9 protein-coding genes are annotated in these 12,805 nt (G+C 46.0%); 5 read left to right on the forward strand and 4 right to left on the reverse strand.

Translation table 11 applies throughout. From position 1 onward, the window contains the following. Positions 1 to 402: 402 nt before the first annotated feature. Entirely contained in the window at positions 403 to 1,341 is a 939-nt protein-coding gene (gene ctlX / locus EOO49_RS11775) for a citrulline utilization hydrolase CtlX (protein ID WP_290845868.1), read from the forward strand. A gap of 1,240 nt (positions 1,342 to 2,581) precedes the next feature. On the opposite strand, the gene EOO49_RS11780 is transcribed toward ctlX, so the two are convergent. Next, positions 2,582 to 3,655, reverse strand: a complete 1,074-nt coding sequence (locus EOO49_RS11780) for an OmpA family protein (RefSeq protein ID WP_290845870.1) — start codon at positions 3,653 to 3,655, stop codon at positions 2,582 to 2,584. A gap of 115 nt (positions 3,656 to 3,770) precedes the next feature. Beyond that, positions 3,771 to 4,673, reverse strand: coding sequence for a DUF6607 family protein (locus tag EOO49_RS11785; RefSeq protein WP_290845872.1), 903 nt, complete (start codon positions 4,671 to 4,673; stop codon positions 3,771 to 3,773). 151 nt (positions 4,674 to 4,824) lie between these two features. Here EOO49_RS11785 and EOO49_RS11790 point away from each other — a divergent pair, with 151 nt between their 5' ends. From EOO49_RS11790 to EOO49_RS11800, 3 genes are all read left to right on the forward strand, one after another. After that, a complete protein-coding gene (locus tag EOO49_RS11790) occupies positions 4,825 to 6,948 on the forward strand; it encodes a TonB-dependent receptor plug domain-containing protein (protein ID WP_290845874.1) in 2,124 nt (707 codons plus the stop codon). Then, a complete protein-coding gene (locus tag EOO49_RS11795; RefSeq protein WP_290845876.1) occupies positions 6,945 to 8,375 on the forward strand; it encodes an HmuY family protein in 1,431 nt (476 codons plus the stop codon). Before EOO49_RS11790 ends, EOO49_RS11795 begins: the two co-directional genes overlap by 4 nt. Positions 8,376 to 8,580: 205 nt before the next feature. Next, entirely contained in the window at positions 8,581 to 9,825 is a 1,245-nt protein-coding gene (locus EOO49_RS11800) for a T9SS type A sorting domain-containing protein (RefSeq protein WP_290845878.1), read from the forward strand. A 530-nt stretch (positions 9,826 to 10,355) separates the two neighbouring features. Here the strand turns inward: EOO49_RS11800 and EOO49_RS11805 are convergent. Together EOO49_RS11805 and EOO49_RS11810 are read right to left on the reverse strand one after the other, a co-directional pair. Beyond that, the gene (locus EOO49_RS11805; protein ID WP_290845880.1) at positions 10,356 to 11,366 is read right to left on the reverse strand and encodes a hypothetical protein; all 1,011 of its coding nucleotides are present in this window, start codon (positions 11,364 to 11,366) and stop codon (positions 10,356 to 10,358) included. Beyond that, positions 11,366 to 11,995 (reverse strand): MarC family NAAT transporter, encoded by a 630-nt coding sequence (locus tag EOO49_RS11810; protein ID WP_290845882.1) that lies wholly within the window; start codon positions 11,993 to 11,995, stop codon positions 11,366 to 11,368. Before EOO49_RS11810 ends, EOO49_RS11805 begins: the two co-directional genes overlap by 1 nt. A gap of 155 nt (positions 11,996 to 12,150) precedes the next feature. Here EOO49_RS11810 and EOO49_RS11815 point away from each other — a divergent pair, with 155 nt between their 5' ends. Beyond that, complete coding sequence (locus tag EOO49_RS11815; protein ID WP_290846174.1) at positions 12,151 to 12,516, forward strand: CoA-binding protein; 366 nt, start codon at positions 12,151 to 12,153, stop codon at positions 12,514 to 12,516. The last annotated feature ends 289 nt before the right edge of the window (positions 12,517 to 12,805 follow it).

The raw sequence follows: 12,805 nt of genomic DNA on the forward strand, positions 1-12,805 counted from the left end.
AATGACCACAACGAATCACCAAGTTTTTTTCGGCAAAACAATAGGAAGAAGTCCGAGAATCAAAGACAAAACCCGAATGTGAATCAGAATTCGAGCTGAAAAACCTTAATGACTTTAACGATCTTAATGGTTCAAAAAAATTAAGTGTGAATGGTATAATCCGTGGAAGCGACAATTTGAATGACCATAACGAATAACCAATTTTTTTTCGGCAAAACAATAGGACGAAGTCCGGGAATCAAAGACAAAACTCGAATATACAACTGAATTGAATTGAAAACCTTAATGACCTTAACGATCTTAATGGTTCAAAAAATTAAGTGTGAAAGGTATAATCCGCGGAAGCGAAAATTTTGAATAACGAATAACGAATAACGAATAACGAATGTTGAAGTTTTGATCATGAAACAAACCACCAACTCCATATTGATGATCCGTCCCGTCGCGTTCCGCATGAACGAACAAACGGCCGTAAACAATTATTATCAAAAAGTGCTCGACGGACTTTCGCCCGAAACCGCAAACGCCAAAGCGCAGGAAGAATTCGACGATTTCGCGCGAAAGCTAAAAATGGCCGGAGTGAACGTGATAGTGGTCGACGACACCAAAAAGCCCGATACGCCCGACTCGATTTTCCCGAACAACTGGATTTCGTTCCATGAGAATGGCGATGTGGTTTTGTATCCGATGTTCGCCGAAAACCGACGTGCCGAAAGACGCGAGGACGTTTTGGACATGCTCGAGGAGAAAGGTTTCCAGATCGAAAGTATAGTCGATTATACCGAAGCCGAAACCGACGACATTTTCCTCGAAGGAACGGGAAGTTTGCTGCTCGATCGCGCCAACGGCAAAGCCTATTGCGCGCTTTCACCTCGCGCGGACGAAGAACTGCTGATCGAATTTTGCGAAGACATGGACTTTGGCCCGATCATTTTCAGCGCTTACCAAACCGTGAACGGGAAACGCGAACTGATTTACCACACCAACGTGATGATGTGTCTGGGCGAGACTTTCGCCGTGATATGTGCCGATTGCATCGATGACAAACAGGAGAAAAAAGCGGTTCTCGACAGCCTGAAGCAAGACGGAAAAGAAATCATCCTGATCACCGAAGACCAAGTGAGCCAATTCGCGGGAAATATGCTGGAAGTGCGCGGAGCCGAAGACAAACGTTTTCTCGTAATGAGCGCGGCGGCTCGCGAAAGCCTGACGAAAGACCAAATCTCGAAACTTGAGAAACACGCGACGATTTTGAGTTCAAGCCTTGATACGATCGAAGCTTGCGGTGGTGGAAGTGCGCGTTGTATGATGGCAGAGATTTTTCTGCCAAAAACTTCCTGAAATCACAGTTTTTAAATCCCAAATCCCGGATTCTAAATTCCAATTTGGAACGGGAGAACTTGGCTTGAACCTTGTTTGACTCGGGTTTAAATATTTGAAAAAAACTCCGGACTTTTTTGGTTCGGAGTTTTTTTTTGGACGAATTTCAGCTTGTTTTCATAGCGACTTTGTGATTGGGATTTTGATTCCGATAATTATTTGGATGGGTTTTGGTTTTCGCCACGAGCCGAACCTACGTTTAACAAAAACTACAGATTTTCTGTACTGCCCGTATTCCGGGAAATCCGAACTTTGCTTCTATGGGGAGGGGCACGTGCATCCCTACGAAAAACGCCAATCATCTCATTACAGAAAATCTGTAAATTTTGTTAAATATTTTGTGTGTACTCCGTTTTGTGTTGGTTTCGACCTAGTAAAATCCCATAGGAAATAGGTTTTGGGAAAGTTCCAATTTTGAAATCAATTTCCGATTGCTGTTCAAGTTGCGATTTGTTCCGGTAGCTATCGGGATTGGTTTTCGCCACGAGCCGAACCTACGTTTAACAAAAACTACAGATTTTCTGTACTGCCCGTATTCCGGGAAATCCGAACTTTGCTTCTATGGGGAAAGGGCGCATGTATCCCTACGAAAAACGCATATCATTCCATTACAGAAAATATGTAAATTTTGTTAAATTTCATTTGCTATTTCGGCTTGGTTGTGGATTAGGCTAAGCGAATCTCACTTGATTGAAGTCTCGAAAAAGTTCCGAGTTCCAACTTTGAGACCGTTTTCCGAATGCTGTCAAGTTGGATTTTGGTCTCGATAGCTATCGGGTTGGAATTTGGGATTTTGGTTCCAATAGTTATCGCGATGAGGTTTAGGTTTTGAGAAAATTGGGTTTCGCCACGAGCCGAACCTACGTTTAACAAAAACTACAGATTTTCTGTAATGACCGTATTCCGGGAAATCCGAACTTTGCTTCTATGGGGAAAGGGCGCATGTATCCCTACGAAAAACGCAAATCATCCCATTACAGAAAATCTGTAAATTTTGTTAAATTTCCTTTGCTATTGCGGCTTGGTCGTGGATTCAGGATAAGTGAAATCTCGCTTGATAAAAGTCTCGAAAAAGTTCCGAGTTCCAACTTTGAGACCGTTTTCCGAATGCTGTCAAGTTGGATGTTGCTCCGGATAGCTATCGGGATGGGATTTGGGATTTGAATTTTGGGATTTGGGATTTGAAGTTTGAATCTGGAATTTACTGAAACAGCACAAACTCAACCCGACGATTCTTCGCGCGACCAACGTCGGTAGCATTATCGTCGATGGGTTGTGACTCACCAAATCCGAAAGTTTGAATGCGTTGCGATTCGACGTTTTTGGAAACGAGATAGTGCGCCACAGATTGCACGCGTTTCAACGAGATTTTCCGGTTGTAATCCTCGCTTCCGACGTTGTCCGTGTGGCCCGAAAGTCTCAGTTTTATGTCAGGATGAGACTCGAGATAAGCGATGATTTCCTCGAGTTTCGATTCGGCTTCCGGCGTTATTTTGGCGCTGTCGAACTCGAACGACACGGGCAAGGTGTAGCTTTTGTCGATCTCGAGTTTTTCTTTCGACGGAATTTCGAATGCCGTATCTTCGGTAAATGCAGTGATTTCGACCAGATCGATGTAGTAATAGCTTGTCAGATCGGTTTGTTTTTGGATCAATTTTTTCGTCGTTTCGGTATTCGTCCTGAAGTTTCCGATGCTGAAAAAACGTTCGCGTCCCGAAGCTTTGAAAGTCGCCTCGACCAAAGTCCAGTTTGATTTATCCGATAAGAAAGCACCGTTTCCGACGGCGACGATCTGCACGAATCCGGGATTGGCTTTTTTGACTTCGGACGGAGAAAGCACGCCGCCGCTTTTGAGCTTGATTTCGTTTTCGGAAAACAAAAACCCGAATCCGTCGACGGCATAATCCGAAATCTCCGAAAGACTTACCCAAAACGAAATCTTGTAAATTTTATCGGCTTCAAGCGAATGCTCGAGTTTTCCCTGAATGTATTCTCGCGCTCCAACCGACACATAGGCGTAAATTCCGGCATAATTCGCGCCCGATTTGGCTTCCTGAAATCCAAAGACGTTTTTCGGAACCAATGCTTCACCTTTTCCGCATTCGGAGAAAACATCGCTTGTACCCGAATTCGGAAGCGACCAATCGACAACGTTGTCCTTGAGTTGGCCGATGCCTTTGGGACAAAATTTGACGTTCTCGAAATCCGGATTCGACACGAGATTCTGTCCAAAGCAAATGAATGGAAAAAAAGCGAGTAGGTAGTTTTTTGTCATGGTTGAAAAGAGAACGTTTCCGACGGGAATTTAGTGTTATATCCAAAATCGGACACACAAAAAAAGCACCCAAAAAAGGTGCTTTCAATGAACTAACTTTTGTAATCAGATTGGTTTAGGATTTTTTCCAGTACTTCTCGATCAAAGCATCGGTTTCAGATTTTGGAGTCGTCGGTTTTTTGTCGAACAACGCCATGAAAAGCGATTGGCCTTCTACCTTCGGAAGCAATGTCAAATCTTTGTTCTCGGCGAAAATCGCAGCCCATTTCGAGCGCACGTTTTTCCACATGCCTTGATTGGCGACCCAATATTTACGGGCGCCGGCGCATTTCGAATCGTCAACTTTCTTGTAATGGTCGAATCCTTTTTCCTTGGCGACCAACTGATCTTGTCCGTCGGCACTTCTCTTGATTTTGACGTTGTCCTGATCGTGTATCCAACCGTCTTTCACGATTTCGTGCGTATTGGTGCGTTGCAGGATGTTGTAGTCATTTCTGATCGTGTGCTCACGGCGCGGAAGTGGCGCATCGGTAGTATTTTCCCAATAGTGGCGACCGTCGACGTGAACCCAAGTGGCCGTTCCTTCATAGCGAGGCGAATCGTCGACCTGGAAAACGCGTTGTGTCCATTGGCCTTTTACTTTGTCCTTGGCAAGCGTGACGTATTTCCACTTGTTTTCATTGTTGTATTCGTACAAACGCGTGTTCTCGAATTCCCAATCCTGTCTCCAGTGTTTGATGATCATCGTGTCGCTCACCTGAAGCAAATGCTGCATCACGATTTTATTCGGGCTGTCTTCTACGAGTTCGACCCATTCGAGGCCTTTTTCATATTTCGTCGGAGACGCTTTGTAGTCGTCGTTTTTGGCATACTTGAACGTTTCGGCGAAGTTGAATTCGACTTCATAACAGCCACACATCGATTTTATGGCCTTGATGTCTTCTTTCTTTTTTGCGTCTTGAGCGTTGATTCCCAGTGTGAATAGCAACGATAAAGAGAGTAGAATTTGAGATTTCATAAGGTTGTTTGATTTTTTAACAGTGCAAAAATAGTCTTTTTATTTAGAACAATTAAAAATAGCGTTTTATATTTGCAGCACAAAATTATTCATACTTGGTCTAAATAAAAAGATTTCAGACGGATTTTTTTGAACTACAAACGACAACCACATGCTTGCCAAAACTTTACGAGTCCTATTTTTTATTTGTTTCGGATTTTGCGCTTTCGGCCAGAACGACACCATCGTCAACGGCGACAAGCTCAAGGAAGTCGTGGTCACCGGACAATACAATCCGCAATCTGTCAAGAAAGCGGTTTATCAGGTCAAAGTGATTTCGCGCCAGGACATCGACAGGCAAGCCGGGAACAACTTGGCCGATCTGTTGAACCAGACGTTGAACATCACGGTCATGCCGAACGCATCCACAGGGAAATCAGGTGTTTCGCTTTTCGGACTGGATTCGCGTTATTTCAAGATTTTGGTCGACAACATTCCGCTTGTGAACGACGAAGGTTTGGGCGACAGAGCCGATCTGACCCAAATAAACCTCGACGACGTCCAACAGATCGAGATCGTCGAAGGCGCGATGGGCGTCGAATATGGAGCGAACGCCATTTCCGGAATCATCAACATCATCACCAAAAAAGGTTCGCGTTCCAAATGGGAAATCACGCCTTTCATACAGGAAGAAACGATCGGGAAAGAATACAACGGAATCGACAAAGGCCGACACATCCAATCGATTAGGATTGCACACAACATCAGCGACAAATGGCACGCCAATGCAACCTTCACGGCCAATGATTTCGACGGATTCCTGGACGGACAAAAAGGACGCGATTGGCTGGAAAACGACGGGCTGCGCGGCTACCAATGGCTTCCGAAGCGGCAATTGCACGCAAAAGCTTACCTCGGATTTTCGCCAAATACGAACCATCGATTTTTCTACAGATTCGAATATTTCGATGAGGAAACCAAGCGTTTCGCGTCCGTGGTCGATCCCAATTTCAATCCGGCGACCGAAACTACCGATCCGATCGCTTCGGACGATATTTTTTCCTCCGAACGATTTTTCCACCTGTTGAACGCATCTGGAAAATTCAATTCTGGACTTACTTATGACGTTTCGGCTTCTTATCAGCAGCAAAAGCGGAATGTCGAGCAATTCCAATACAGGATTCGTTCAGGCGAAAAGTTCGACATCGAGAATTTCGAGTACGAATCGCGAAAGGTTTTCTATTCGCGCGGCAGTTTGAGCAATTTCCTCGACAGCAAATACATTGATTTTCAACTCGGATATGAAGTCAACAACATCAAGGGTTTTGCATCGGCAGTGACCGGAATGTTCGACGGAAACAACGTGGAACGCGATCTTGGCAATTACGACGTTTACGCTTCGACGGAAATAAACGTGACGCCGAAATTTTCGGTTCGCCCCGGCGCACGAGCGATGTTTTCGTCCAAATTCGACACGCAAACCGCACTTTCGGTCAGCGCCAGATACGATCTGGGCAAAGGATACGAACTTCGCGGAATCGTCGGAACTTGTCCGCGCTTGCCTGATTTCGAGGAACTTTATACGTATTTCGTCGACGTCAACCACGATGTGCGAGGCAATCCGAATTTGACGCCGGAGCAAGGGTATTCGGCTTTTCTCCATCTGAACAAGAATTTCGTTTCGTCCGATAAACTCAACTTTGACACCAAATTTTCGGGTTGGTATATCGATGTTCGCGACCGCATTGAGCTCATCATCATCAATTCGACTCCGTTGCAATACCAATTTGGAAACATCGACCAATACCGCACTTTCGGAACGTCGCTCACTTCGAGCATGACTTACGGAAACCTTATGGCGAGCGGCGGCATCACGTTGAACGGCGTGTCGAAGATTCTCGACAGCAGCACGAACCAAAACGAGGACTTTCTTTATTCGCTCCAGATGAACGGAAATCTCGGTTACAACGTTCCGAAGTGGAAGACCTTGTTTTCGGCTTACATCAAGTATAACGGCCCGCAATATCTGTTCGTGCAACGTCAGGACGATGCCGGAAACACGATTCTGCAAAGAGGAAAACAGAACGATTTCGCGATGCTCGACGCGACGGTCCGCAAGAGTTTTGTCAACAACAATCTCGAGATCACGCTTGGAGCGAGAAACCTCACGAACCTTACGACAATTAACACGACGGCTACTGAAGGCGGCGCACACGACGCTCCGGCGACATCGCTTCTGCTAGGTTACGGCCGCTCTTATTTCCTTAAAATCCTATACAAATTCAACTTCGGATGATGAAAAAGCTACCTACGATTTTCAGATCATTTCCGTCCTTTCTGACGACTGCTTTCTGCATTTGTTTTCTGCTATTGGCTTGCGAATCAGAAGACCAAATGGACGCGCAACCTTTCGTTGTCGCGTTCGAAAAACCGTCGTACAACCACCGCGAGATCACGGGAACACAATTGATGCGACTGGTTTTTTCGGAAAAGCCACAAGCCGACGGTTTCGTGAAAATTAGGATCACGCCGGTGAACGCGGTTTACGGAGTCGATTTCGATACGTATCCGGCGGTAGAAGGCACAGATTTGCTGATTCCGTTCCACAAAGGAGAAACCGAGGCGACTTTCGAGTTCAACAACCTTATTTATCCGTTCAACGCTTTGGACAAAGAGGTTTTGTTCGAGATCGTCGAGATCGATTATCCGCATTTTTCGAACATCCAAGGCTACAAAACCACGAACATTTCGTTCTCGGCATCTTTGGGAGCAACGCTTGAGCCTGCAGTCGGCGGACCGAACCAAGGCAACCAGATTTTCATCGATTTGAGTCTCGAAAAGACGACATCGGTCTTGAGAGACAGTTGGGATCTTGGCTTTTACGGCGGAGAAGAATTTCGCGTAGCGATCAACGGTTCGATCTACATGGCGGCCAAAAAGCTCGATGCGACCAACATTGACGCGGTGACGGCGGCGAGTGTAGCCCAATATCAAGCTCAGGTTTCGGTGGGCACTTTCGATCCTGCGAACGCGGCTTACATCGACAATCCCAACGGACTTATCGGCGGGAATGCGATGGGTGAAGTATCTGAAATAGAGGCTGATAACCACGTTTATCTCGTCAATATGGGGTACACGGTCGGGACGACGACGCCGCTTCCCGGAAGTGTCGCCATCGCCGGAAATCCTCGCGGCTGGAAGAAAGTGAAAGTCATGCGCGAAGGAGATGGCTATCGCTTCCAATACGCCGATCTTACTTCGGCCACGCATCAGGAAGTCGTTGTCGGCAAGAATTCCGAATACAATTTCACGTTTTTCAGCTTCAACACGAATGCTGTCGTAAGCGTGGAACCGGAAAAAGACAAATGGGATTTGAGTTTCACCGTTTTCACCAACATAATCGACGGTGCGGGCTCTTACGGCTATTCTGATTTCGTGCTGAACAACCTCAAAGCCGGAGTGAAAGCTTACCGCGTGAACACTTCCACGGGCGCAAATTATGCGACTTACGCTCTTGCGGATGTGAACGAATCCAATCTTCAGGACGACCAGCGCGTGATCGGTGCCGATTGGCGCGACGTTTTCACGGGTTCGGCTTACGCGGACCGGTTTTACGTGCTCAAAGATTCCGATGGAAACTGGTACAAGATCAAAATGCTTGGCTTCTTGAACCAAAGCGGCGTTCGCGGTTATCCGAAGTTTGAGTATCGACTTCTTCAGTGAAGGCAGTTGCAGAAAGCAGTTGCAGTGGCAGATGCAGAAGCAGAAGCAGAAGCAGAAAGCAGAAGCAGAAGCAGTGGCAGTGGCAGAAAGCAGACGCAGAAGCAGTAGCAGTGGCGGAAAGCAGTTGCAGAGGCAGCAGTAGAAAGCAGAATCAGGAGCAAAATAATACGGCAAATAGTAAATAATAATCAAATAAATCTCTAAAATGAAAAGAACAATACTTCTTGCAGCAATGGCGATGTTCGGATTCGTTTCGAATGCGCAGACAGCTGGTTCGGTAGCCCAAGGTGCGGGTTACGCCAACCAGGTTTACTACAAATTTTCCTCGAACGCAAGCACGGCTTCGATTCCGGCGGCTTCCTGGGATATCGCTTTCCTTCGCACAAGCGCTTTCTCTATGGGAATTCGCGTTAACGATAGCCGCATCCAGACTTATGAAGTTGGAGCGACTTCGGTTTGGCCAACGGTCGATGTAACTCAGGAAGCGACATGGACAAGATTGTACAATAGCGATGTTGAGTGGGAAGTAGGATCGCTTGACAACGGAACAGCAACTTACGGATGGGGCGAATACAATCCAGTGACGCACCACGTCGTAGGATCGAAAGTTTTCGTCCTCAAAATCACGGCCGGAACGACATCGACTTACAAAAAAATCAAGATTGACGATTTCTTCGCCGGATACACTTTCACGTACTCAACTTGGGACGGATCGGCCTGGACTGCAGATACGACGCAAACAGTTGCGAACGCTGCATCGGCAAACCGTTTCTTCAACTATTTCAACCTGACGACAAACGCGACTGTAGAAGTTGAGCCGGTAAACACCGACTGGGATTTGCTTTTCACGCAATACGTAACCGATTATGCCGGCGGAGTCGACAACAAATACAAAGTGACTGGCGTTTTGAGCCATCCGGATGTACAAGTTGCGCAACACGAGCAACCAAGCGGACTTCCGGCGAACTTTTCACCAACTTACGGCGAGCAGATCAACGTAATCGGATTCGACTGGAAAGCCTTGAACTCGTCTTTCCAATACACGGTCGATTCGAACCAGGCGTTTTTCGTGAAACTTGCCAACGGGACGGTTTATAGATTGACTTTCAATACATTCGTCGGTTCGTCGACGGGCGTTACGACGTTCAACCAACAAGACGTGACTTCACAGCTGGACGCGGCCCAGTTCGAGAACAAAGTGTCTTTCAGCGTGTTCCCTAATCCATCGGTCGACAAAAAAATCACAGTGCTTTATGACGGAGCAAACGCATCGGCAAAAAATATGGTAAGTGTATTCAGTCTCACAGGAGCTAAAGTTTTCGAAAGAAATCTTGAGAGCAATGGTTTCGCGCAAAGCGACATCAACCTTTCGAACCTGAACGCGGGCGTTTACATCTTGAAATTCCAGTCGGGAGAGTACTCGACTACAAAGAAAATTGTGTTGCAATAAGCAGCTAAATTTGGTTTGTTTTTGAAGGCTTCGGGGATTTTTCCTCGGAGCCTTTTTTTTGAATTTTTGGATTTTCAGATTGGAAGATTTTCGGATTGAAAGATCAAAGGATTGAAACACGAAATATCTTAATGAACTTAATGCCCTGAATGGTTCAAAAAAAAGCAACAACCAATCTTAACAGTCTAAAATCGGGCAACACAAAAGGTCGGAACGACCTCTTAACTAATCTTAACTAATCTTAACTATCTTAATTGTCCAAAAAACAGTGCAAAGAAATCACCGTTTCAAAAGCCGTCCGAAAACCCGACTCAATAAAAATCCGATAGCAAAAACAAAAATCACATTGAAAAAGGTCGGTTCTGAATGATAACCCGAAGTGGAATCGTTGCTATAGAAAAGCCCGAACAACCAATTTTTGTCGTTGAATTCGCAGCTTGGGCAGAAGATTTTGTCGGCGAGATAGAAATCCAATGCAAATAGTGAGACTAGTGAAAGGATGAAAATAAGGATTTTGGCTGGGAGGTTTTTCAAAATCCATCACTTTTGAATGTCGGTCCTAGAATCTCAATTTCTTGATTTGCCGAAATGGCGATTTGCCCGGTTTCTTTATTGAAAGCGATTTGAGGTAATGGATTCAGATGATGAATTATGGAGGAATTTTGCTCGCCCGAATTGACGTCCTCGATTTTTCCGACGATTTCCCCGTTGTTCAGGGCGATGATTTTTGGATGATTGAAAGTGTCCCAAAAATAGCGGTCGTCAATCGCGAACAAATTTCCGATTCTTTCTTCAGGTTTCAGAACGTTCGCAATTACGTTAGTCCTGAAATTCCAAACAGCAAAATGGCCGGGCGGAATCGTTTGTGGCATGTCATCGTCGAACGGATCTTCGTCAGAAGCACAAACCAAAATGCGATCGCTGTCAATAAAACTCGCGGAACAGATTTCGGAAGCTACATTTGGAGAAATTCCGCCGTTATCGAGTAGACTCAAATCTTTAAAACATTTGGCTATATCAAATACACTGATTGCGTCGAACGGATGCCAGAACCAGCCTCTGCTCATCAAAAAAGTATCATCCGGGCTGACTTCCAATCTTGAATGAAAGAAATCCTGCGGTTCTCGAGCGCAATAATTTGTAGCTATTTCACCCGATTCCACGTCCTCGAAATCAAGGCGTTTGTAGGAAATCGGACAATGCGCGAGATAGGTCCTGGCCTCAAAAACAAAAAAAGCCGCAGGAAATTCATAAACGTCTGAATGATAATAGCTGCGATTGATCTCGCGCAAAATTTCCCCATTCTTGAGCAGCAAACCTTTTGTGCCAAGTCGCTGATAAAGGAAAACATAATTTCCGCAAGCCGATGTTATCGATCCGTCGCATTGAAAACCGAAATGATAGTGGTGAAGTTTACGTATCGAACCATCTAACGCGTAAGCAGTTCCGGCTGAGTTCCAGTCGACAATCATTCCCTGAAACCAATCGATCGTCTGCAAAAAATTAGCTGTTGCAGTTGTGCGCGTTATCCCGGAAATCATCACATCAAATATTCCTTGATAATACTGACAATAGCACTAACAATATACTGAATCCCGATCGCGACAACGATAAAACCGACAATGCGCGAGATCGCCACGATTCCGGAAGGTCCGAGAATTCGCGACAAATAATGCGCGCTTCTCAAAACCAAAAAAATCACTAAAGAAACCGACGCCATGGCCGCGACAGCAATCACCATTTCGAGCATTTCGTGGTGTTCCTGATAGAACGCGATCAAGAGCGACATCGAACCCGGACCGGCGAGCATCGGCATGGCCAAGGGCGTGAGCGCGATATCATTTCTTTGTTGTACTGCGCTTTCGACGCGTTTGTTGATGCCGCGTTTTTTGGACAGGCTTCCCGAAAGCAGGTTGAATCCGGAGTTCACGATTATCATTCCGCCCGCAATCCGCAAGGCTTCGAGGCTGATTCCAAAAAACGACAGCACATATTTCCCGATAAAATAGGCGATAAGCAAAATGATGAACACGTTGATTCCAACCCAAAGCGAAATTCTCGAGCGCTCGCGTTTCTCGTCGTCCTGCGTCAATCCAACAAAAATCGGTACGGTTCCGATCGGGTTCAGGACCGAAAACAAAGCAGCGAACAGGTAAATGAAAAGATCCATCGTTTTTTGTGCAAAATTAGCGTGTTGAACAGCATCTGAATGTAAATTCTGGGTCAAACCGAGGTTATGGTTTTGGGCAAAATTTATGTCGGCCTTAAGACAGGCATTGTGTTAAAGATAGTACTTTTATGAGACAACATCAGCAACACGACACCATGCAACAGAAAAAAACGCTCGTTCTCGGCGCCTCAGACAACCCCATGCGCTATTCCTATCTGGCCATCAACAGCTTGGTGCGCCGCGGCCATCCGGTAGTCGCCATCGGACTCAAGGAAACCGAAGTCGCCGGCGTGAAAGTGCTCACTACGCCAGCGCCATTTGCCGATGTCGATACGATAACGCTTTACCTGAATCCGATGCGCCAGGAACAGTATTACGACTACATTTTGTCGCTCAAACCAGATCGCGTCATCTTCAATCCGGGAACCGAAAATCCTGAATTGTACAAACTTCTCAAGCAAAATAATATCGAGATCGAGATCGCCTGTACTTTGGTGATGCTTTCCACGAGTCAGTTTTAGAAGCCGATTCCCGCTTTCCGCTATTAGCTTTTTTCAAAACGCCATTTTTGCAAGCTTTGCCAAGAGCTTCCTTCGGTCGCTTCGGCAAAACTGCAAAAAGAGGCGTTTTGCGCAAAAGGCTAACCACTGCAATCGGGGCTAGGTTTTGGTGTTCCGGGGATTTTGGCGGTGGCAGTGGCAGTAGCAGTGGCAGTGGCAGTGGCGGTAGCAGTGGCAGTGGCAGTAGCAGTGGCAGTGGCGGTAGCAGTAGCAGTGGCAGTAGCAGTAGCAGTAGCAGTAGTAGTAATAG

The organism is Flavobacterium sp. (assembly GCF_004295795.1).
In the GTDB taxonomy this organism is placed as follows: Bacteria; Bacteroidota; Bacteroidia; order Flavobacteriales; family Flavobacteriaceae; genus Flavobacterium.

Excerpts from the sequence above, each read along its gene's own strand:
- EOO49_RS11785 (WP_290845872.1), bottom strand. The coding sequence starts at position 4,673 with ATGAAATCTCAAATTCTACTCTCTTTATCGTTGCTATTCACACTGGGA.
- EOO49_RS11815 (WP_290846174.1), top strand. The coding sequence starts at position 12,151 with ATGCAACAGAAAAAAACGCTCGTTCTCGGCGCCTCAGACAACCCCATG.
- EOO49_RS11780 (WP_290845870.1), bottom strand. The coding sequence starts at position 3,655 with ATGACAAAAAACTACCTACTCGCTTTTTTTCCATTCATTTGCTTTGGA.
- EOO49_RS11805 (WP_290845880.1), bottom strand. The coding sequence starts at position 11,366 with ATGATTTCCGGGATAACGCGCACAACTGCAACAGCTAATTTTTTGCAG.
- ctlX (WP_290845868.1), top strand. The coding sequence starts at position 403 with ATGAAACAAACCACCAACTCCATATTGATGATCCGTCCCGTCGCGTTC.
- EOO49_RS11800 (WP_290845878.1), top strand. The coding sequence starts at position 8,581 with ATGAAAAGAACAATACTTCTTGCAGCAATGGCGATGTTCGGATTCGTT.
- EOO49_RS11810 (WP_290845882.1), bottom strand. The coding sequence starts at position 11,995 with ATGGATCTTTTCATTTACCTGTTCGCTGCTTTGTTTTCGGTCCTGAAC.
- EOO49_RS11795 (WP_290845876.1), top strand. The coding sequence starts at position 6,945 with ATGATGAAAAAGCTACCTACGATTTTCAGATCATTTCCGTCCTTTCTG.
- EOO49_RS11790 (WP_290845874.1), top strand. The coding sequence starts at position 4,825 with ATGCTTGCCAAAACTTTACGAGTCCTATTTTTTATTTGTTTCGGATTT.